Origin of the sequence: uncultured Brachyspira sp. (assembly GCF_934747485.1) — a bacterium.
GTDB lineage: Bacteria > Spirochaetota > Brachyspiria > Brachyspirales > Brachyspiraceae > Brachyspira.
On the sequence record NZ_CAKVGN010000042.1, the window covers coordinates 1 to 21,199 of the forward strand.

A 21,199-nucleotide genomic window follows, 5' to 3' on the forward strand; every position below is an offset into this window, starting at 1 on the left:
TTATGATACACCTATGCTATACTTTAAGAAATTAAGGAATTCCTAACTGCAATATGTCTGGCTCCTGTGCAAATAATTTTTATTATAACAATAAATAATAAACTATTGATGTAACTAATAATTAAATATAAAATATAATATCATAAAATTTTTAAAGGAAATAAAATGAATAAAAAAATTAAAGGAGCAATCTTTGACTTTGACGGAACATTGGTCGACAGTGAAAGTTTATATACAAAATCATTAATATATATATCAAAAGAAATGAACAAACTTACAGATGTAGATTTTGCATCTATGGCCGGATATCAAACTGATGACATAAAAAAAATGTTAATAGAAAGAAACTATACTATACCGAAAGATTTCTTTGAAAATGCAGAAAAATATTTTCATAAAATTATAGAAACAGATTTAGAAACTTTTGATGGAGTTATTGATATATTAGAACAATTAAAAAATATAGATATAGTAATAGCGTCAAACAGCAATATAGATTATGTTACAAGAATGTCTGAAAAAACTTCAATATCAAAATATGTTATAGGATATTCCTGTCATAATGAAATATTAAAAGCTAAGCCGGAACCAGATTTATTTCTAAATGCTTTTGAAATGTTAAAAAAAAGAAATAACAATATAACAAAAGATGATGTTGTTATTTTTGAAGATAGCTTAGCAGGTATCGATGGAGCTAAAAAAACTGGTATAAAAATAATAGCTATTACAAATACTTATAAAAAAGAAATATTATTGGAGCATGGTGCTGATATTGTTGTAGATAAAATAAACGAAGCTATTAATTATTTAAGTGTTTAAAACAATAAAAAAGGGAAACTAAAAATAGTCTCCCTTTATATTATTATTTAATTACATATCGCCTATAAACTTATACATTGGGAATTTTTTGCATAAAGCAGCTACTTTTTTAGCAACAGCAGAAACAATCTTTTCATCATTAGCATTGCTTAATACTTCATCAATATATTGAGTAAGCTCCATTACATCTTTTTCTTTGAATCCTCTTGTAGTAATAGCAGGAGTACCAAGTCTAATACCGCTAGTAACCATCGGAGATTCTGTATCATAAGGTATGCCGTTTTTATTGATAGTGATATGAGCCTTATCTAATACAGTTTCTGCAAGCTGCCCTGTAATGCCTTTAGATTTTTTTACATTAACCAATATTAAATGAGTGTCTGTTCCGCCGGAAATAAGTTCGTATCCTTTAGAAAGAAACATATTAGCCATAGCTTCAGCATTTTTCAAAACTTGCTCTTGATATTTAACAAATTTAGGGTCAAGTGCTTCTTTAAAACATACAGCCTTAGCAGCAATAACATGCATCAAAGGTCCGCCTTGTATGCCCGGGAATATAGTTTTATCTATTTTTTTAGCCAACTCCTCTTCAGTAGAAATAATATATCCTCCGCGAGGTCCTCTTAAAGTTTTATGAGTGGTGCCTGTAACAAAGTGAGCATGTGGTACAGGGCTAGGATGAAGTCCTGCAGCAACAAGTCCGGCAATATGTGCCATATCCACTAATAAATATGCTCCAATATCATCAGCAATCTCTCTAAACTTTTTAAAGTCTATTTGTCTAGGATAAGCACTTCCGCCTGTTACTATTATTTTAGGTTTTACTTTTTTAGCTATATCCCTCACTTCATCATAATCTATTTGCATGGTATCTTTTCTAACATTGTAATGCTCGAAATTATAAATTTTACCAGAGAAGTTAACGTTTTTACCATGAGTTAAATGTCCGCCGGAATCAAGCGATAGTCCCAAACAAGTATCTCCCGGTTCTAATACTGCCATATAAACACCCATATTAGCCTGAGAACCAGAATGCGGCTGAACATTTATAAAAGGAGCTTTAAATAATTTTTTTGCCCTTTCTCTTGCTAAATTCTCAACAACATCAACCTCGCTGCATCCGCCATAATATCTCTTGGAAGGATAACCCTCAGCATATTTATTTGTAAATATAGAACCTTGAGCCTCCATAACAGCACGAGAAACTATATTCTCACTCGCAATAAGTTCAAGTCCGTTTATCTCTCTCTTATACTCATTTTTCATAGCACTAAATATCTCTTTATCAGCACTCTTAAGCGGAACTTCTGATACATAATATTTAGGAGCAGCAACTTTCTTTTCAACCTTTTTAACCGCCTTCTTTACAGCAGAAGAAGCTTTTTTAGAAATAGCTTTTTTGTCTGAAACTAACTTTTTAACAGATTTCGATACTTTTTTTAACGAATCTTTAGTATTTTTTTTAGATACGGCCATAATCCCTCCAATGAAACTTTAATTTAATAAGCTGCTAATCACAAATTATTAAATTAATATTTTAAGTTTATAATATATTAACATTATTTTTTTTTCAATTATTAAACTTATTTTCTATACATTTTTTTATTATATGTATTATAAAAATAATATATATATACACGTATTGTATTTTTTTGTTTAAATGTTAGTATCTTCTAACAAATATAAACTTATTAATTTTTAAGGAGAGAATTTTATGCTCAAAAAAACATTCTTAGTTATATTATTGACATTATCATTTAATTTATTTGCTTATGGCGGAGGTTTTGAAATATCTCTGAATATACCACTGGGAGCTGCAATAGGAACTCCAAATGATGCTATGAAATCTCTTGGATATCAATCAAAAAAATGAATAGATAGTGGATTGGAAGTATAATTGGGATATATGCATAAAATATATAATAGGATAGGTGCAGGATTGTTTTTGGATATAGGATATACATATGATACTTTTGCTTCATCAAAAACTTTGAGTGATAATAGTGTTATTGATACCTCTATGTATATACATAATTTTGAAATAGGATTCATGCCTAAATTTACAATTTGGAATTTTTCTATAGCTGCAGGAGGAGGAATAAAAATACCTATGTCTGGAAAAAAGATTTGGAATATGGATATAGTGCTTCTGTTATGCATTATTTTAAGATGACTTTAGATTACTCTATATTCGTAACAGATAATTTAGCTATTGTTTTGGGGGTATATATTGCTCATGATTATGGACTTCCTTTAAGATCTTTAACTGATACTCCAAGAATAGGAGGCTCAGGCGGAGGTGTTTCTATAGGTTTTAAATACGGCTCTAAATTATTAAATTAATAATATATGATTTATATAAAAACTAAATTTAATGTGTTTATTTTTATTGGATAATAAATTAAAAATTAATACTAAGTTATGCGGAATTTAAATATATAGTCATTTTCTATAATATAGTTTATTCTTAATAATTCAAGAACATAACTAATTTTTATAATACTTGCTATTCTTATGTTTATAATATAAAAGACATAGAAAATATGAACTCATAAAAAATATATTCACATTTGTATTAAAAAAATAGGAGTTTGATAGAAAGCAGCAATATAGCAGAAACTAATGCATATACATAAACATTAATTTAAAATATAAAGAAATAATTATTATAAAAAACTTTATTTTTATTATTATTCTATACTTGCATTTTTAATAGCTGTAATTTTATTAGTTTTATATTATGAAGGCTAAATAAATTTGATGCTGCTTTCTTAAAACAAATATTTAGTATTTTTTACATATATAACCATAATATCTACAACAAAATTTTTAATTAATAAACTTTATAATAAAAATCATTAAATTACATTCTAAATTTATGATATGCCCGCATTATTTTTTCAATTTAAAATATTCATTAATTTTTAATTATTTATTTTTCTTTTTATTATTTTTTGCGTTTTATTTATTATAATTTCGATATTAATATATAATTATTTATATAGAGGATTTTATGAAAATAACTTTAGATATGTCTGTATCCAATCTGTTAGATTCTTTCGACAGAGAATTTGGAATTAATTTAGGAATATATAAAGGAGCTAAAAAATCCAATGACATAAAATTGTTTGAAATAGCAGACCCAAGAAAAAATCAAAAATCTTTTATAGTTATAGACAAAGATACAAGCGTAGAAACTTTGGAGGCTATGTTCAGAGATAAATTCGGAATAAGAGTACAAGTAAAAGACAGAGATGGAAACACCGTAAGCCAATCAAGCACTTTAGGAGGAATTAGAAAACTGTCAAAAGATGATATAGAAGAAGATGAAATGCATAAAAAAATATCTTTAGTAGATGATGATGATGAAGCTGAAAAAAAAGAAGAGAATAATAAAGACACTAAAAAAGAATCAAATAAAAACATAAAAAAGAACACTGAAAAGAAAAAAAATAAAACATATCTCCTAAACATTCATTCAAATAAAATTAATAAGCATGTAACTAGTCCTGAAGAAAAAATGAAAGACATAGATAAATATTATTTAAACTTCCAAAGAACAGAAAGATACAAGGCTATGCTTAATCTTTTATCTTGTATAGAAGAATCAAAGCTGCTATATCCAGACTCTGAAGATTTAATAAATCATATAAATGATATAAAAATAAAATCTGTTAATATTTCTAATGTAAGCATTAAAAAAAGAAAATTTGCTATATTTGTATTGATAATAATAACTGCAATATTTTCTCTTATTAGTTTAGGTATATGGGGATTTGATTTGTATAATAAAATAAAAAAAGAAAAGATGATAGAAAGTATAATAAAAGATATTGATAATTTGCGTCTTCAAAAAGGAAGTTTGATGGAAAGCGGAAATATTGCAGAGGCAAGTGCAATAGATGAAAATATTAACTCAAAATCTGAACAAATAAATATTATCAAAAATGACAAAAAAGTTTCTCTTGCTTATTATTCTATATCACTTGCATTTTTACTCGCTATAATATTATCGCTTTGTATGGTAAGGCTCAATAAATTTGATGTTACTTCATCGAGGTTTAGAAAAGAGGATTAAAAGATTATAAAATTAAACATTTATTTATAATTAAAAAAAGAAGCCTTGAAAAAATCATCAAAGCTTCTTAATTACATATTAATTAAAATCTTATACCTACTTGTCCGCCAATATCTAATGCCCCAAAAGTAACTTTTGGTTCTACATTTTTATATTGCATAGCCATAAAGTCATAAGAAACATAAATACCCAAAGTAAAGTTATACAATAATAAAAAATCTAAACTTACTTTAAGATATGGTATATATAAATTATCAAATTGGTCTTGTAATTGTTTTAAGTTGTATGTATGGCTTTGCTCTCCGCCGCTATTTTCTTTTGAATAACTTGCTCCGCCAAGAGGAAATTTTACACCAGCACCAACACCTACAGATAAAAATAATACATCTATTTTTGGCATTAAACCAATGCTTAAGCTATCAAAACTTAAATACTCAATATTTCTATCTGATTTATATCCGAAAACATCTCTCTGATAACCTAAATCTAATGAGAAGCCTAAAGAAAGTACAGCTAAATCAAAATAATAATTAGGTCTTAAATAAACTCCGCCCTCAAAACCAGCATTTGGTTTAAGAGTTTCAATTCTTTCTCCATCTTGAAAGAAATATCCAATACCCGCACCAAGAGGCACTGTGATATCAACGCCAGCACCGCTTTTAGCCATAAGTGTTGTACTTATAGTCATTATAAACAAGGTAATCATTAATATAATTTTTTTCATTTTTTAATTCTCCATAATTGAATAGTTCAAAATCATATTTAACTATAAATTGTATATAAAATATACTAAAAAGTCAATTTGTAATTATTAACTTATATTCAACTTATTTTTATAATACTTGTAATACTATATATTATAAATATACAAAATATTATAAATTGACAATTATAAAATTTTGATTTATATTATTTATAAGTTATATAAAGTTCAGGTTTTATATGATTGATAAAGATTTAATAAATAAGAAAAAAAAGAAATTTAAAATAAGATATTTAACATTAAAAGACTTAGATGATTTCAATAATTTATTAAGATACGCTTTTCAAGTGAGCAATAATGAACTTATTACTTTAGGCTATGAGGTTGATGAAATAAAGCAGGCAAAATCTGCCGTATTAAGCAAAGCAAAAGTTTTAGGCTGGTTTGACGGGAAAAAGCTCGCCTCACAAATAGCAGTATACCCTATGAAGATGAATATTCATGGAGTGATATATAAAATGGCAGGAATTACAGGAGTTGCCACCTACCCAGAATATTCTAACCTTGGACTTATGAATGATTTGATGATAAAAAGTATTGAGAGTATGAAAAAAGAAGGGCAGACTATATCTGTGTTATATCCATACTCTATTCCTTTTTACAGAAGAAAAGGTTGGGAAATAATATCCGATAAAATGAGTTTTACTATAAAAGACACTCAGCTTCCTAAAACTATGACTAGTAAAGGTAGGGTTGAGAGAGTTTCTATAGACAGTGATGATTTAAAAGAGCTTTATAATAAATTTTCTTATACAAGACATGGAGCTTTAATTAGAGGCGATTTGGAGTGGGAAGAGTATTGGAGATGGGAAGTTGATGATACTATAGTTGCTTTATATTATAATGATAAAAATGAGGCTGAAGGTTATTTAGTTTATGTAATTGAAAATGATGTGTTTCATATCAAAGAAATGGTTTACCTCAATTTTGAAGCAAGACTTGGGCTTTGGAATTATATATCAGCACATTTCTCTATGGTTGATGAAGTTAAAGGATATAACTACACAAATGAGCCTATAGCATTTCTTCTCGAAGACAGTGAAATAAAAGAGACTATAAGACCATATATTATGGCAAGAATTACAGATGTTAAAGGGTTTATTAATAATTATCCTTTTTTAAGAAAGCCTAAAAATAAAAAAATTAATTTAATAATAAAAGATGATATGGCTAAGTGGAATAATGCGAGCTTTATGATTTATTGGAATAATAGTAATGATGATAAAAAAACTGTATGCAAAAGAATAGCAAAAGAATATAAAAGAAACTCTAAAGACAGATATATTATAAAGATGGATATAAAAACTCTAACCACTATGCTTATGAGTTATAAAAGCCCTTCATACCTTTACAAAATTGGAAGAATAGAATCAACCTACAATGCTATTAAATTATTAGAAAGTATTATACCTAAAGAACAAGTTTATTTCTCTGATTATTTTTAATTAATTTTAAAAACCGAAAGGACTGAGAAACACTCAATCCTCTCTATAATGGTATTTTTTATATATATTGTGTTTTTATATATATGCTTAAATATAACAAAAAATAATTAATTAACAATATTGTATGAAGTAATATTAATAATATACAATATTTAATATAAAAAAGCAATATAAAAGCAGTATTTATATAATAGTTTTGTAAAAATTATTTTAATATATTGCTTATATATAATTTTATTTGATAAAAGTATATAAATATAATATACTATTTTTTAATAAAATATAATAATGGATTTTATAAAAATATGCAAGAAACTTTTTTTTCATTAGATGAATCATCAGAGAATTCAGGCAAAGAAGAAAAGCTCACACCAATGATGAGGCAATATAAAGAGATTAAAGACAAATATAGCGATAGTATACTTTTGTTTAGAATGGGAGATTTTTACGAAGTATTTTTTGAAGATGCTAAAATAGTTTCAGAGCTTTTGGGGCTTACTCTTACAAAAAGGGCAAATGTTCCAATGGCAGGAGTTCCATATCATGCCATAGATAATTATTTGTCAAAACTTGTAAAATCTGGAAGAAAGATAGCAATATGCGACCAAATGGAAGACCCTAAAACAGCAAAAGGCATAGTAAAAAGAGAAGTTACTCAGGTAATAACTCCCGGTACTATTGCAGAAAATAAATATTTGGAATCAAAGAGCAATAATTATTTAGCTTCTATAATAGTTTCAAAAAGCGAGAATAATGCTTCTATTGCTATATGTGATATATCTACGGGTGAATTGTATGTTACAGAGATTGAAAATAATAATAACAATATAAAAGACTTTTTAGATGAGATATGCGAAGAGATTATAAGATTTTCTCCAAAAGAGATAATGACTGTAGAATCTGTAAAAGAAAGTAAGATAATTAAAGAAATACAAAACAGATTTTCAAATATATTTTTCAGCACCACCCCAAATTATACAGCAGAATATTCTTATGCATATAAATTATTAACAAATCATTTTAAGACAATATCATTAAAAAGCTTCGGCATAGAAGATAAGCATTTAATAGTTTCGCTTCTTGGTTCTTTAATATATTATTTACAAGAATTATCCAAAACATCATTAGAGCATATATCAAACATAAAACTCTACAACAGAAAAGACTCTATGACATTAGATTATGCAACAATATCAAGTTTAGAGATTTTGGAAACTATAAGAAACGACAATAATAAAATGACATTATTCGACACCATAGACAAAACTAAAACATCTATGGGAGCAAGATATTTAAAGCGAATAATAGTAGAGCCTTTGCTTAATATTGATGAGATAAATAAAAGGCTTAATAATGTTGAATATTTTTATAAGAATCAGAAGTTTATGTATAGAATAATGGATATGCTTTCTGATGTGGGAGATATAGAAAGGCTTGCTTCAAAATTGGCACTTGGGAGGATTAACCCAAAAGAGCTGGTATCTTTAAAAAGGTTTTTATTTTCATCTCTGCAAATAATTACAGAGCTTGTACTTAATAATTTTGATGATGTAAACTTTGAAGAGATAAACGACATAAAAATTATAACAGATTTAATTGAGAGAGCTATATTAGAAGACCCTAAAATTGTAATAAATGAGGGTGATATTATCAAAGACGATTATGATGAAAAGTTAAAGAAATACAATGAAGCAAGGCGAGAGGGAAGAACTTGGATAAGCGAATTAGAAAATGAATATAAATCAATCACCTCAATTAACAATCTTAAAATAAGATATAATAACGTTATAGGATATTATATAGAGATAACAAAATCTAATATATCATTAGTGCCGAAAGATTTTATAAAAAGGCAAACATTGGTAGGAAGCGAGAGATATACCACAAGCAAATTAATGGAATATGAAAAAACAATAAATGAAGCCAATGAAAAAAGTTATGCTTTGGAATATGACATATTTATAGATGTACGTAGTAAAGTTAATGAATATTTAACATCTATATTAAAAATGGCAAAGATAATATCAGTAATAGATGTTTATGTTTCTTTGGCTTGTTTGGCTGCAGAAGAAAATTATACAAAGCCAATTATAACCGATGACGGCATAATAGACATAAAGGAAGGAAGACACCCTGTAGTTGAAGCAAATTTAAAAAACGAAAACTTTATAGCAAATGATACATATTTAGACAATAAAAATGAGCATTTGCTGATAATTACAGGACCTAACATGAGCGGTAAAAGCACATATTTGAGACAAACAGCTTTAATAGTTCTTCTTGCACAGATTGGTTCATTTGTGCCTGCTAAGAGTGCTAAGATATCTATAGTTGATAGAATATTTACGAGGGTTGGTGCGAGTGATAATATAGCAAAGGGTGAGAGTACATTTTTGGTAGAGATGAATGAAACTGCTTATATACTTAATCATTGTACTGATAAAAGTCTTATTATAATGGACGAGATAGGACGCGGTACTTCTACTTATGACGGGCTTTCTATTGCTTGGGCTATACTTGAGTATTTAGTAAACGAAGAGAATAAAAAATCAAAGACATTATTTGCTACGCATTATCACGAACTTACTATGCTTGAAGATTTGGAGGGAGTTAAAAATTATAAGGTATTAGTTGAAGAATATAAAGATGAAATAATATTTATGAAAAAAGTTATTGAGGGAGCTGCTGAGTCAAGTTATGGTATATATGCTGCAAAAATTGCAGGTGCTCCAAATAAGGTTATACAGAGAGCTTCAGAGATATTAAAAAAGCTTGAAAATGAAGCCGGTATACAGGTTGAAAATATAGAGATAAATAATAAAAAATCTCCTGACATTCTTCCTTTTAATGCTAAATTTGATGATAAAAAAGATGAGAAAATAAACTCTCAAGAAAGAAAAGAAAGCGAAATAGAAAAAGAAATTAAAAACTTAAATATTAATGATATAACCCCAATAGAGGCACTTAATTTAATTAACAAATGGAAGAGAGATTTAAATAATTAATAATGAATAAAAAACAGATTTTAGAGATAGTATTAGCATCTTTGCTTGCTTTATTTTTGGCAGGCTTTATTAGGGTATTTTTCTTTGACACATATATAGTAAGCAACAAATCTATGGAGCCTACTTTTTATGAGGGAGATGAGATACTGCTTTTAAAAAATAATTTTCTTTTTAATAAGATTGATAACTTTGATGTTATTGTTTTTAGAATGGGTACTAATAATTTGGTGAAGCGTGTTATAGGAAAAGAGGGAGATAAAGTAGAAATTTTTGACGGCGGATTATATTTAAATGATGAACTTATAAGGCATAAATATTATATTTTCAGCAAAGAAGACAATGCCGTATATAACATTGGCAAAAATCAATATTTTGTTTTGGGAGATAATATAGCCTTAAGCGAAGACAGCAGAGATTTTGGTCTCATAAACAAAAAAGATATAATAGGGCATATTATCTTAATATTTAGTCCCAAAAGAAGATTTAAACTTTTTTAATAAAATTAAAAATATTATTGATGTTATTTATTAATTCCAGCAACACCTAAAGCTACTACTTCATCATAAACATTTTTAACAATTTCTGTACCCAATACTATTTGATACTGATTAGAATTAAAAAATACGCCATTAACGCCATCGATTGCCTGCATTTTGGCATCATCAATAAGGCTTCTGTCTTTTACTATTAATCTTAATCTAGTTGCACAAGATGAAACTGAAATAATATTATCTTTTCCAGCAACTTGAACTATATCTGAAGCTATTTTTTTAATATCCATAATAAAAATCCTATTAAATTATTTTCATTTTTATTATATAAACATTTTTCTATTTGTCAAGCATTTGAAATTTTTATAATTGTTTAATCTTTCCATTTATATATACTTTCTAACCTTGGGCCATATACTTTATTATATAATGTTGTAATAATATTATTATATTGTTCTTTTGTTTTTATTTCTCTATTTGTCATAATTTTCATTTTCATTGTATCTTTTTTGCCGTCTTTTATACAAGGCATATCATAATCATAATCTGATAATATAAGCCCAAATCTTTTATACCAATCTATTCTTCTTTTTGCTGTATCATTTAAATCATAAGGCTCTACTTCTATAACAATTAATTTATCATTATGCATATCAAATATTTTAGTTAATACTTGCGAGCCGTAATTTTTACCTCTTAAGTTTTTATCTATAGCAAGATATTCTCCGTAATAAAACTCTTCAAATCTCCAAATCATAGTTAAGCCTATAGGGTTATCATCATCTAAAATAGAATAAAGTTTATAGCTTGAATTATTTTTATTTTCAAATAGCATATCAAAATTCCATCTCTCTTCTATTGGGAATGCATCATTAAAAATTTGATGGTATACATTTTTATTTTTTATATCATTTTTCATTTCTATTAATTTAATCATATGGCTTAATCCTTATATAGAATTAGTACGATTATATACTATTTTTTAAAATTATCAAATTTATAAATTAATAAATAAATTATAAAGTTAATAAATAAATGCAAAAAAAGAGCTTCTTAAAAATATTAAAAAGCCTTGTAAATAATTAAAACAAAAATCTAAAAATTTATCAGTATATTCTGAAACAACTATGTCTTTTATATGATTTTTTATTCAACTTTTCCCCGCGTACGAGCTGTACCACCTTGCCGCACGGTAATGCTATGCTTTAATTATAACTTCTTAGTCGTGCGGGGGAGTGCATTTTAATGTACAATAAAATTATGAAATTTATAATAAAAATGCAACCTTTTTGGTTCTTTGTGGCAATACCACAGGCACTTCCTTCGGTCGCTGTGCGGACTTCGTCAAAGTTGCAAAAAATGCAAACGTTTTTACTCTATATGTTGGAATATGCATCAATATAAAATAATACTTATATATTTTATAATAAAAAATTATATCCCAAATCGCTTCATTATAACATCTATATTTCTTAAATAATAAGCATAGTCAAAACAATCATCAATTTCTTTAGAGCTTAAATATTTTGTTATATCTTCATCTTTGTGAACATTCTCTCTAAAGTCTTCATTGTTTAACCATCTTTTCATTGCATTTCTCTGCACCCATCTATAAGCATTATCTCTGTCTATGCCTTTATTAACTAAACTTATTAAAATTCTTTGGCTGAAAATTAAACCGCCTGTCTTTTCAATATTAGCTTTCATAGCTTCTGGGTAAATCAAAAGTTTGTCTACTATATCAATAAATTTATTAATAGCATAATCCACCGCAATTGTAGAATCTGGAAGTATAACGCGTTCTACTGATGAATGGCTTATATCTCTCTCATGCCAAAGGGTAATATCTTCCATAGAAGCTAATGCATTTCCTCTTACAATTCTTGCTAAACCAGATATTCTCTCGCAAGTGATAGGGTTTCTCTTATGAGGCATAGCTGATGAGCCTTTTTGCTTTTCACTAAAATATTCTTCTGCTTCTCTAATGTCAGTTCTTTGAAGGTTTCTAATCTCTGTAGCGAATTTCTCTAATGAACTAGCAACTATTGCCAAAGTAGTAAGATATTGTGCATGCCTATCTCTTTGTATTATTTGAGTAGAAACTCTGTCAGCTTCTATACCTAATTTTTTACATACAATTTCTTCTATGCGTGGGTCAATGTTACTGTATGTTCCAACTGCACCAGAAAGCTTTCCGACAGAAACTTGTTTTTTTGCTTCTTCTACACGTTTAATATTTCTTTCGTTTTCATCATACCATAAGATAAATTTTAACCCTAATGTCATAGGCTCAGCATGTATACCGTGAGTACGCCCTATACAAGGAGTATATTTATGCTCTTTAGCTCTTCTTAATAATACTTCAGATAATCTTTTTAAATCGTCTAATATAATCTCAGCTGATTTTTTCATCATCACAGCCAATGCAGTGTCTTTTACATCGCTTGAAGTTAAGCCTTTATGTATATACTGTCCGCCTTCGCCTACATTTTCTTGAACAGCCGTTACAAATGATATAATATCATGATTAGTTTCTTTCTCTATTTCAGCAATTCTTTCAACTGTGAAAGTAGCTTTTTCTTTAATGTTTTTTACAGCTTCCTGAGGTATCTCTCCAATTTCTGCCATAGCCTCGCAAGCTGCAATCTCTACATCAAGCATAACTTGAAACTCATTTTGTAAGCTCCAAAGTTCTCCCATCTCTTTTCTAGTGTATCTTTTAATCATTTTTCTAATCCTAATATTTTATTATTAAAACATTATATAAATTTTTAATTATAATTTCAATATTATTTATTTTCTCACTAATATGTAAAAATAGTATCATAATTGACTTTTTTATAAAATAAATTATGCTATATTAATTAATTTATTTAAGGAGATATTTTTTATGAAAAAAGAAAATATTAAATCAATTCCTATGTTAGTAATATTGAGTGTGGTAACATGCGGAATATATTATTTATACTGGATATATAAAACAACAGAATTAATAAAAAACTTTATGGATAATCAAGAAATAAATCCAACATTAGAATTGATTTTATGTTTTATTATACCGTTTTATCAATTATATTGGTACTATAAATATTCTAAAGTAATATATAAAGATATGACTTCAGAGGTAGGTATGGATAATACAGAAGATAGCTCTGTTTTACTTCTTGTACTTTCACTTTTTGGTTTAGGTATAATTTCTGCTGCTATAGTACAAGATAAATTAAACAGTATATGGTCAAAAGGCGAACCTAATCAGATAACTTCACAAGAACAATAAATGGTAATAAATAGCTCTTTTCTATAACTTTTTTCGTATTATTTTGACATTTGTTATTATATTTATATACTTATATTGTGTATAATTTTAATATAAAGGAGAAGAATATGAAAGGTTACGCTATGTTAAAAATAGGTCAATCAGGCTGGATTGAAAAAGAAAGACCTGCTTGTGGACCTGCTGATGCCATTGTAAAACCTTTAGCTGTTGCTATATGTACTTCTGATGTTCACACATTATGGGAAGGTGCTATAGGTGAAAGACATAACATGATTTTAGGTCATGAAGCTTGCGGTGAAGTTGTAGAAGTTGGAAGTTTAGTAAAAGATTTTAAACCTGGTGATAAAGTATTAATTCCTGCTATTACTCCAGATTGGAATAGCGTAGAAGCTCAAGCTGGATATTCTATGCATTCAGGCGGTATGCTTGCTGGTTGGAAATTCTCTAACTTTAAAGACGGTGTATTTGGAGAGTTTTTCCATGTTAATGATGCTGACGGTAACTTGGCTCTTTTACCTAAAAACATTGACCCTGTAGATGCTTGTATGCTTTCTGACATGGTTCCTACTGGTTTCCATGGTGCTGAACTTGCTGATGTACAATATGGAGATACTGTACTTGTTATAGGTATTGGACCTGTTGGACTTATGGGAGTTGCTGGTGCTGCTTTAAGAGGTGCTTCAAGGATTATTGCTGTTGGTACTAGACCTAATTGTGTTGAGGCTGCTAAGAAATATGGTGCTGAAGAGTTTATTAGTTATAAAAATGGAACTATTGATGAACAAGTTCTTAAAATGACTAATGGTAAAGGTGTTGATAAAGTTATTATTGCTGGAGGCGGAGTTGAAACTTTTGCTGAAGCTGTTCGTTCACTAAAAGCTGGCGGTAAAATTGGTAACGTTAACTATTTAGGTAAAGGCGATTATATACAAATCCCAAGAGTTGAATGGGGTGTTGGTATGGGTCATAAAGCTATACTCGGCGGACTTATGCCTGGCGGAAGACTTAGAATGGAAAAACTTGGTGCTTTAGTTTCTTCTGGAAAATTAAATGTACATCATCTTGTTTCACATGTATTTGATGGTTGGGATAATCTTGAAAAAGCTTTATTTATGATGAGAGATAAACCTGCAGATTTAATTAAACCTGTAGTAAGAATTGAAAAATAAATAATAGTTTAATAATTACAGCTGGCATATATTTTTGATATATGTCAGCTTTTTTTAACAATAATTTTTTATAAATTTTGTTGTTCTTTTTCCGCCTTCGCTTTGTTTTTATTCAACTTTTTCCCACGTACGAGATGTACCACCTTACCGCACGGTAATGCTATGCTTTAATTATAACTTCTTAGTCGTGCGGGGGAGTGCATTTTAATGTACAATTAAATTATAAAATTTATAATAAAAAATGCAGGCCTTTTGCTTCTTTGGGCCACTACCACAGGCACTTCCTTCGGTCGCAAAAGAAGTGGGTGTTCGGTGGCTAGTCCCTGAAAGCAATAAAAATATAAAAACTGAATTTTTACAGACTTAAAATTTTTAGTGTATACCAACAAACAAATTAATATCGACTTAGTACCAATATATAAATAATACTAAGCCAATATATTTTTTATTATTTTTCTATTTCTCTTATTAGATTAACCATCTCAATAGCACCCATAGCAGAATCAAAACCTTTGTTGCCTGCTTTAGTACCTGCTCTTTCAATAGCCTGTTCAATATTTTCAGTAGTAAGAACCCCAAACATTACAGGCACATCAGAATTAAGCGAAACATTAGCAATACCCTTAGATACTTCCGCACAAACATAATCATAATGAGTAGTAGAACCTCTTATAACAGCACCCAAACATATAACAGCATCATATTTTTTTGATTTAGCCATTTTAGAAGCTATGAGAGGTATCTCAAAAGCACCGGGTACCCAAGCTACAGTAATATCATCATCTTTAATATCATGACGAGATAAAGCGTCCAATGCCCCTCCCAAAAGTTTAGAGACAATAAATTCATTGAATCTTGCACACACTATACCGATTTTAATTTTTTTCTCGCTAACTAGTTTTCCTTCAAAAGTTTTCATAATCGTATTAATTCCTTAATTGTATTTTTTTCAACTTTTTCCCGCATCAAAAAGTTGCAAAAAGTGCATGTTAAAAATTATAAGATATAATTATTCTCATAATTTTTATCTCGTTTCATAAACCTCCTAATCATTAATAAACCTCCTAAAATACATAAAAATTGTCGTTATTACATATATAAAAAAACAAACACACCAACAACTTTTATCTATATGTTCAATTATATTTTAGAAATATAATTCAAACAGCTTTTTTATATTAATCTAATATATGCCCCATTCTTTTTATCATATATAAAAAATTACTCGCTTATAAGGCTATGGCAACTGACTCTGTCCGCCTTCGGCTAAGTTGCCATAGGCTCGTAATTTTTTATTTTTTTAATCTAATATATGACCCATTCTTTCTTTTTTAGTTTGTAAATAAAATAAATCATATTCTGTTGCTTCAATCTGTATAGGTATTCTCTCTTCTATTTCAAGTCCGTAATTCTCTAAATGCTTTATCTTCTCTGGGTTATTGGTCATTATTCTTATGCTCTTAATGCCCAATTTTTTTAGCATCTGATAAGCCTCATAATATTCACGCATATCATCTCTAAAACCCAAAGCCCTGTTAGCATCAACTGTATCAAGCCCTTTATCTTGAAGCTCATAAGCTTTTAGTTTATTAACAAGTCCTATTCCTCTGCCCTCTTGACGCATATAAACCATTACCCCTCTTCCTTCTTCAGCAATAGCACGCATAGCATAATTATACTGCTCTCCGCAATCGCATCTTCTTGAGCCTAATGCATCGCCTGTCAAACATTCTGAATGAACCCTACATAAAACATCTTCACCATCGCTGATATCTCCCATAGTAAGTACAACATGATGCTGTTTTGTTATTTTGTTCACGAATGTTAATATTTCAAACTCGCCGTATTTTGTAGGCATTTTAGCCTTAGCATAAAGCTCCATCAAATCTTCGTTTTTCTTTCTATAATCTATTAAAGCAGATACTGTTATCATTTTAAGATTATGTTTTTTAGCAAACTCAATTAAATCATTTTTTCTCATCATATCGCCGTCATCTCTCATAATCTCGCAGCATAAACCGCATTCTTTTAATCCTGCTAATCTCATTAAATCAACAGTAGCCTCAGTATGCCCCATTCTCACCAACACTCCGCCTTCTTTTGCAAGTAATGGAAACATATGACCAGGGCGTCTAAAATCTTCTGGTTTAGAATTCTCATCAATCACTTTTAAAGCTGTGATAGACCTTTCAACTGCAGATATTCCTGTAGTAGTGTCAATATGGTCAATAGATACTGTGAAAGCTGTTTCATGATTATCAGTATTTTTTGTAACCATTTGATTTAAATTTAACTTGTTTGTAATATCTCTGCTCATAGGCATGCATATTAAGCCCTTAGCATAAGTAGCCATAAAGTTAATATTTTCTGTAGTAGCAAACTCTGCCGCACAGATTAAATCGCCTTCGTTTTCTCTATCTTCATCATCAGAAACAATGATTATCTTACCGTTTCTTAAATCCTCTAAAGCCTCATCAATAGTGCTGTAAACATTTTCCATTTTAAACTCTCCTTTTATTTTTTTATCATATAGTAAAAATTTTTAATTTTAATATTTGCAGGGCTTTGCCCCGCACCCCAGTTCTTTTATTGGTATAAAAGAACCAAAAGAACTGCATTTTTGACACAATTCTATAGTATTCTATATTTAATACATATTATCATTATACAAACTACTATAATTATGCTTTTTACAAAACGTAAACATTTTAGTATAAATCTCTAAAAACAATATTTTAAAACCCATTCTTAAATAAGAACTCCATTGTGATATTAGATTTTTTACTGTCATTATTATCTTCTTTAAATGTTAAAAGCCTTTCAACATATTTGCCTATAACATCATTTTCTATATTAACCTTGTCCCCTTCTTTTTTATAATATAACACAGTCTCTTTTAATGTATGCGGAATAAGGAATATAGAAAAAGTATTATCTGTTAAACTTGCAACCGTTAAACTTATACCATCAACAGCAACAGAACCTTTTTCTACAATGTACTTCATTAAATGTTTAGGTACTTCAATAGTAAGTATAATGGCATTGTCATCTTTCTTCATAGACTTAATGCTTCCCACTCCGTCAATATGTCCGCTTACTATATGCCCTCCAAATCTTCCGCTTAAAGTCATAGCCCTCTCAAGATTAACTTTACTTCCATTTTTTAAACTTCCCAAATTAGTACGGTTCAAAGTCTCTTGAGTAACATCTGCATTAAATATTTTATTATCAAAATTAGACACAGTTAAACAAGTACCATTAACAGCAACGCTATCACCCAAATGCAAATCATCAAATATTTTGTTAGCCTCTATTGTGATAACTTTGCTTTGTACCGATTTAACAGTTCCTATCTCTTCAACTATACCAGTAAACATTATTAAGTAATTTCCTTTTATTCAATTCAATTTATAACTGGGGCTTTGCCCCAGACCTCAGTTCTTTTGGTGCCCCAAAGAACCAAAAGGACTGCAATTTATATTAATAATAATTATTATTATTTATTTAAAAATAATATATATTAATACTTTAAATAATACTCCAAAAATAAATCATCCTCTATCTTTGTTATACTACTTCCAATAAGCCTAATAGCGTTGTCAGGCTCTTCTATTCCTTCGCCTCCTATAGGGCTTTTTGCTTCAAAACCACCAAATATCTTTGGTGCTATATAAACTAAAGCCTTATTTACTAATTTTTCTTTTAATAAACTTGCATGCAAACTTGCTCCGCCTTCAACATACACACTGTCTATCTCTTTTTCTTCTCCGAGTATTTTCATTAACTCTTTTAAGTTAACTCTTCTATTATCACTTTCTGTTTTTATTATCTCTACACCAAGCCCTTCAAGCTCTTTTATTTTTTTCTTATCATCACTCACAGTAGCTATGAAAGTTTTTATATCTTTTGCTGTTTTACAAATATTAGACTCTAAACTTATTTTTAGAGAACTATCCAAAATTATTCTTATAGGATTTCTACTGTTTGGAAGTCTGCAATTAAGCATTGGGTTATCTTCTATTACAGTGTTTATTCCAACCATTATAGCAGAATACTTATTTCTAAACCTATGAGAATGCTCTCTTGTTTTTTCGCTAGTTATCCATTTTGATTTGCCGCTCACAGTAGCAATTTTACCGTCCATAGTCATAGCATATTTCATCACAACAAAAGGTCTTTTATTAGCTATGTAGTAGAAAAAAACTTCATTTAACTTTCTACACTCCTCTTCAAGCACATTCACTACAACTTCAATTCCAGCATCTTTTAATTTCTTTATGCCACCTCCTGCCACCTTAGGATTAGAATCCACACAGCCTATAATAACTTTTTTTAACCTATTTTTTATAATAGCATCAGCACAAGGAGGAGTTTTTCCATAATGAGAACAAGGCTCTAAAGTTACATATATTGAAGCTCCCTCCACATCTGCCCCTCTTTCCTTTGCATCTAAAAAAGCATTAATCTCAGCATGATTCTCACCATATTTTTTATGATATCCAATGCCTATAACTCTATCATCTTTCACTATAACAGCACCAACTAAAGGATTAGGATTAGTAAAACCTTCTCCTTTTTTAGCTTCCTCTATAGCCATTCTCATATATTTTTCATGCATAGTGTTAATACTCTTAAAAAATATTTATATTAATCTTTGGTATTTTTGTGGTAGGATACATTGAACTATAAACAAAAAAACTCTAAATGTTTACACACTTAGAGCATTATTTTTTGATATGTAGTTTACATTAAAAAACATCTTCTACCATCCAGACTTTAACTGTCGGTTTTGGAATTGCACCAAATCTGCCATTTTTGAATGCAAGAAACATCAAAAAGGCTCGCGGACTTTACCGCCGGTATGGAATTTCACCTAGCCCCGAAGATTTATATATTAATTAGTATACACAATTTTTTTTTATTGTCAAGTTTTAAATATATTTGTTTAGATTGTAAGGCAAAGCCCTGCAACAACTAAAATAAAGAAAGTTAAAATTTTTCAGTATATTCTAAAATAATTATATTTTGTTATATGATTATTTTATTCAACTTTTTCCAGTAGCTTACGCACCCATACCTAAAGATATTTCCTATAGTCGCAGCACTCCATTCGGTCGTAAAATAAGTGGGGGCACTTCGCATGGGGATAGTCCCAGATAGAAATAAAAACATAGAAAATAAATTTTTACAGATTTAAAAGTTTTCAATTTATATTAAAACAATAATTTTCTATAAACTTTTACCGCAGTTACACGGTGTAGATTTCGTTAAAGACAAATCACTGCAAATATTTACAAAATTCATTTTGACAAACTAAAATTATTTCAATATATAAAACATTTATTAAAAAATAATTTATCAATAAGTTTTCAAACAAGCCTATTATTATTTATCAACATATCTGAAAGTATTAACTGCAAGAATTAAAGCAATTATTAAACAAGCTAAAAGCACTGCTAAACCAATAAAATATGACTGAAAATCAAAATAATAAGCTCCCCTAACAGCATTCAAAAAATACTGAAAAATATTTAATCTGCTTAAAAACTTCACTACACTTGGAGCATTATACAAAGAATAATAACCGTCACTCAAAAACATAGAACCCATTAAAATAATATTATATAGTATGCTAGCAGTTTCATTATTTTTCACCAAACTAGAAACAAAAAAGCTTATAAATATATAAACTAAAGATGCCGCTATAATTATAGGCAAAAACAAAAATATAGAAACAAAAGAAAACCCTAATTTAAAAAATAAAGCACAAGAAATAAATACAAACAAAGAGCTTATAATAGATATCATCACCCAAGCACAAGAAGAGCTTATAATATATTTGTATAAAGGAAGCGGAGTTACTTTAAGCAAATTATAAACGCCCCTTCTTCTTTGACTTAATACATTAAAACTCGTAGTCATAAAAGAATAAGCAAGCACGCTCACACAAGTCATAGCAGTAAGTATATGAATAGTATAGCTTTCTGTATTAAATAATATACCCAATGCTATTATTGTAACTATTGGGAAGAATATAGACCAAAATATAAGGAAAGGGTCTCTTATAGCTTTTTTTATAGTAAGTTTAAATATCGTTTTCATAATAATTTTTTAATATATATTTATAATTTTTTGTTGTTCTTTTCCCGTCT

General features: G+C 28.6%; 20 protein-coding genes and 1 riboswitch. Of the genes, 10 read left to right on the forward strand and 10 right to left on the reverse strand.

Features of this window, described 5'->3' with window-relative positions:
• Window positions 1-165: 165 nt before the first annotated feature.
• The gene (locus Q0H31_RS08445) at window positions 166-819 is read left to right on the forward strand and encodes an HAD family phosphatase (RefSeq protein ID WP_295297217.1); all 654 of its coding nucleotides are present in this window, start codon (window positions 166-168) and stop codon (window positions 817-819) included.
• 51 nt (window positions 820-870) lie between these two features.
• Here Q0H31_RS08445 and glyA read toward each other — a convergent pair whose 3' ends face one another.
• Window positions 871-2,295: a serine hydroxymethyltransferase gene (gene glyA / locus Q0H31_RS08450; RefSeq protein ID WP_295297220.1), complete on the reverse strand. Its 1,425-nt coding sequence runs from the start codon at window positions 2,293-2,295 to the stop codon at window positions 871-873.
• A gap of 238 nt (window positions 2,296-2,533) precedes the next feature.
• Here glyA and Q0H31_RS08455 point away from each other — a divergent pair, with 238 nt between their 5' ends.
• The 4 genes from Q0H31_RS08455 to Q0H31_RS08470 all read left to right on the forward strand — a co-directional run bounded on the left by Q0H31_RS08455 (window position 2,534) and on the right by Q0H31_RS08470 (window position 4,897).
• Entirely contained in the window at window positions 2,534-2,692 is a 159-nt protein-coding gene (locus Q0H31_RS08455; RefSeq protein WP_295297222.1) for a hypothetical protein, read from the forward strand.
• Window positions 2,693-2,725: 33 nt separating this feature from the next.
• Window positions 2,726-2,992, forward strand: coding sequence for a hypothetical protein (locus Q0H31_RS08460; RefSeq protein WP_295297223.1), 267 nt, complete (start codon window positions 2,726-2,728; stop codon window positions 2,990-2,992).
• The gene (locus Q0H31_RS08465; RefSeq protein ID WP_295297225.1) at window positions 2,989-3,162 is read left to right on the forward strand and encodes a hypothetical protein; all 174 of its coding nucleotides are present in this window, start codon (window positions 2,989-2,991) and stop codon (window positions 3,160-3,162) included. Before Q0H31_RS08460 ends, Q0H31_RS08465 begins: the two co-directional genes overlap by 4 nt.
• Before the next feature lie 670 nt (window positions 3,163-3,832).
• Window positions 3,833-4,897 (forward strand): hypothetical protein, encoded by a 1,065-nt coding sequence (locus Q0H31_RS08470; protein WP_295297226.1) that lies wholly within the window; start codon window positions 3,833-3,835, stop codon window positions 4,895-4,897.
• Window positions 4,898-4,979: 82 nt separating this feature from the next.
• Here the strand turns inward: Q0H31_RS08470 and Q0H31_RS08475 are convergent, their stop codons facing one another.
• Entirely contained in the window at window positions 4,980-5,621 is a 642-nt protein-coding gene (locus Q0H31_RS08475) for a hypothetical protein (protein WP_295297228.1), read from the reverse strand.
• Between the two features lie 218 nt (window positions 5,622-5,839).
• Between Q0H31_RS08475 and eis the strand changes: the two genes are divergently transcribed.
• From eis to lepB, 3 genes are all read left to right on the forward strand, one after another.
• The gene (eis, locus tag Q0H31_RS08480; protein WP_295297230.1) at window positions 5,840-7,105 is read left to right on the forward strand and encodes a GNAT family N-acetyltransferase; all 1,266 of its coding nucleotides are present in this window, start codon (window positions 5,840-5,842) and stop codon (window positions 7,103-7,105) included.
• Between the two features lie 305 nt (window positions 7,106-7,410).
• Window positions 7,411-10,110: a DNA mismatch repair protein MutS gene (mutS, locus tag Q0H31_RS08485; protein ID WP_295297232.1), complete on the forward strand. Its 2,700-nt coding sequence runs from the start codon at window positions 7,411-7,413 to the stop codon at window positions 10,108-10,110.
• A gap of 2 nt (window positions 10,111-10,112) precedes the next feature.
• Window positions 10,113-10,607: a signal peptidase I gene (lepB, locus tag Q0H31_RS08490; RefSeq protein WP_295297234.1), complete on the forward strand. Its 495-nt coding sequence runs from the start codon at window positions 10,113-10,115 to the stop codon at window positions 10,605-10,607.
• A gap of 23 nt (window positions 10,608-10,630) precedes the next feature.
• Here the strand turns inward: lepB and Q0H31_RS08495 are convergent, their stop codons facing one another.
• The 3 genes from Q0H31_RS08495 to purB form a co-directional block, all read right to left on the reverse strand.
• Window positions 10,631-10,891, reverse strand: coding sequence for a PTS transporter subunit EIIB (locus tag Q0H31_RS08495; RefSeq protein ID WP_295297237.1), 261 nt, complete (start codon window positions 10,889-10,891; stop codon window positions 10,631-10,633).
• Between the two features lie 83 nt (window positions 10,892-10,974).
• Window positions 10,975-11,538 carry a GNAT family N-acetyltransferase gene (locus Q0H31_RS08500; RefSeq protein WP_295297238.1) on the reverse strand — a complete coding sequence of 188 codons (564 nt, stop codon included), beginning with the start codon at window positions 11,536-11,538 and terminating at the stop codon, window positions 10,975-10,977.
• A 497-nt stretch (window positions 11,539-12,035) separates the two neighbouring features.
• Window positions 12,036-13,328, reverse strand: a complete 1,293-nt coding sequence (purB, locus tag Q0H31_RS08505) for an adenylosuccinate lyase (RefSeq protein ID WP_295297240.1) — start codon at window positions 13,326-13,328, stop codon at window positions 12,036-12,038.
• A gap of 163 nt (window positions 13,329-13,491) precedes the next feature.
• On the opposite strand from purB, the gene Q0H31_RS08510 reads away from it, so the two are divergent.
• Together Q0H31_RS08510 and Q0H31_RS08515 are read left to right on the forward strand one after the other, a co-directional pair.
• Window positions 13,492-13,878, forward strand: a complete 387-nt coding sequence (locus Q0H31_RS08510) for a DUF4234 domain-containing protein (protein WP_295297242.1) — start codon at window positions 13,492-13,494, stop codon at window positions 13,876-13,878.
• Window positions 13,879-13,985: 107 nt separating this feature from the next.
• Entirely contained in the window at window positions 13,986-15,047 is a 1,062-nt protein-coding gene (locus Q0H31_RS08515; RefSeq protein WP_295297244.1) for an NAD(P)-dependent alcohol dehydrogenase, read from the forward strand.
• A gap of 448 nt (window positions 15,048-15,495) precedes the next feature.
• Here Q0H31_RS08515 and ribE read toward each other — a convergent pair whose 3' ends face one another.
• The 5 genes from ribE to Q0H31_RS08540 all read right to left on the reverse strand — a co-directional run bounded on the left by ribE (window position 15,496) and on the right by Q0H31_RS08540 (window position 21,149).
• Window positions 15,496-15,966 carry a 6,7-dimethyl-8-ribityllumazine synthase gene (ribE, locus tag Q0H31_RS08520; RefSeq protein WP_295297246.1) on the reverse strand — a complete coding sequence of 157 codons (471 nt, stop codon included), beginning with the start codon at window positions 15,964-15,966 and terminating at the stop codon, window positions 15,496-15,498.
• Window positions 15,967-16,347: 381 nt separating this feature from the next.
• Window positions 16,348-17,547 carry a bifunctional 3,4-dihydroxy-2-butanone-4-phosphate synthase/GTP cyclohydrolase II gene (locus tag Q0H31_RS08525; protein ID WP_295297248.1) on the reverse strand — a complete coding sequence of 400 codons (1,200 nt, stop codon included), beginning with the start codon at window positions 17,545-17,547 and terminating at the stop codon, window positions 16,348-16,350.
• Between the two features lie 235 nt (window positions 17,548-17,782).
• Window positions 17,783-18,424: a riboflavin synthase gene (locus Q0H31_RS08530; protein WP_295297249.1), complete on the reverse strand. Its 642-nt coding sequence runs from the start codon at window positions 18,422-18,424 to the stop codon at window positions 17,783-17,785.
• 143 nt (window positions 18,425-18,567) lie between these two features.
• Window positions 18,568-19,665 (reverse strand): bifunctional diaminohydroxyphosphoribosylaminopyrimidine deaminase/5-amino-6-(5-phosphoribosylamino)uracil reductase RibD, encoded by a 1,098-nt coding sequence (gene ribD / locus Q0H31_RS08535; protein ID WP_295297251.1) that lies wholly within the window; start codon window positions 19,663-19,665, stop codon window positions 18,568-18,570.
• Between the two features lie 135 nt (window positions 19,666-19,800).
• Window positions 19,801-19,938, reverse strand: a riboswitch (FMN riboswitch).
• Between the two features lie 494 nt (window positions 19,939-20,432).
• Complete coding sequence (locus Q0H31_RS08540; RefSeq protein WP_295297253.1) at window positions 20,433-21,149, reverse strand: ABC transporter permease; 717 nt, start codon at window positions 21,147-21,149, stop codon at window positions 20,433-20,435.
• Window positions 21,150-21,199: the final 50 nt, after the last annotated feature.

What these genes read in the sequence shown, in the direction of transcription:
- Q0H31_RS08445 (WP_295297217.1), top strand. Translation starts at nt 166, where the DNA reads ATGAATAAAAAAATTAAAGGAGCAATCTTTGACTTTGACGGAACATTG.
- glyA (WP_295297220.1), bottom strand. Translation starts at nt 2,295, where the DNA reads ATGGCCGTATCTAAAAAAAATACTAAAGATTCGTTAAAAAAAGTATCG.
- Q0H31_RS08455 (WP_295297222.1), top strand. Translation starts at nt 2,534, where the DNA reads ATGCTCAAAAAAACATTCTTAGTTATATTATTGACATTATCATTTAAT.
- Q0H31_RS08460 (WP_295297223.1), top strand. Translation starts at nt 2,726, where the DNA reads ATGCATAAAATATATAATAGGATAGGTGCAGGATTGTTTTTGGATATA.
- Q0H31_RS08465 (WP_295297225.1), top strand. Translation starts at nt 2,989, where the DNA reads ATGACTTTAGATTACTCTATATTCGTAACAGATAATTTAGCTATTGTT.
- Q0H31_RS08470 (WP_295297226.1), top strand. Translation starts at nt 3,833, where the DNA reads ATGAAAATAACTTTAGATATGTCTGTATCCAATCTGTTAGATTCTTTC.
- Q0H31_RS08475 (WP_295297228.1), bottom strand. Translation starts at nt 5,621, where the DNA reads ATGAAAAAAATTATATTAATGATTACCTTGTTTATAATGACTATAAGT.
- eis (WP_295297230.1), top strand. Translation starts at nt 5,840, where the DNA reads ATGATTGATAAAGATTTAATAAATAAGAAAAAAAAGAAATTTAAAATA.
- mutS (WP_295297232.1), top strand. Translation starts at nt 7,411, where the DNA reads ATGCAAGAAACTTTTTTTTCATTAGATGAATCATCAGAGAATTCAGGC.
- lepB (WP_295297234.1), top strand. Translation starts at nt 10,113, where the DNA reads ATGAATAAAAAACAGATTTTAGAGATAGTATTAGCATCTTTGCTTGCT.
- Q0H31_RS08495 (WP_295297237.1), bottom strand. Translation starts at nt 10,891, where the DNA reads ATGGATATTAAAAAAATAGCTTCAGATATAGTTCAAGTTGCTGGAAAA.
- Q0H31_RS08500 (WP_295297238.1), bottom strand. Translation starts at nt 11,538, where the DNA reads ATGATTAAATTAATAGAAATGAAAAATGATATAAAAAATAAAAATGTA.
- purB (WP_295297240.1), bottom strand. Translation starts at nt 13,328, where the DNA reads ATGATTAAAAGATACACTAGAAAAGAGATGGGAGAACTTTGGAGCTTA.
- Q0H31_RS08510 (WP_295297242.1), top strand. Translation starts at nt 13,492, where the DNA reads ATGAAAAAAGAAAATATTAAATCAATTCCTATGTTAGTAATATTGAGT.
- Q0H31_RS08515 (WP_295297244.1), top strand. Translation starts at nt 13,986, where the DNA reads ATGAAAGGTTACGCTATGTTAAAAATAGGTCAATCAGGCTGGATTGAA.
- ribE (WP_295297246.1), bottom strand. Translation starts at nt 15,966, where the DNA reads ATGAAAACTTTTGAAGGAAAACTAGTTAGCGAGAAAAAAATTAAAATC.
- Q0H31_RS08525 (WP_295297248.1), bottom strand. Translation starts at nt 17,547, where the DNA reads ATGGAAAATGTTTACAGCACTATTGATGAGGCTTTAGAGGATTTAAGA.
- Q0H31_RS08530 (WP_295297249.1), bottom strand. Translation starts at nt 18,424, where the DNA reads ATGTTTACTGGTATAGTTGAAGAGATAGGAACTGTTAAATCGGTACAA.
- ribD (WP_295297251.1), bottom strand. Translation starts at nt 19,665, where the DNA reads ATGCATGAAAAATATATGAGAATGGCTATAGAGGAAGCTAAAAAAGGA.
- Q0H31_RS08540 (WP_295297253.1), bottom strand. Translation starts at nt 21,149, where the DNA reads ATGAAAACGATATTTAAACTTACTATAAAAAAAGCTATAAGAGACCCT.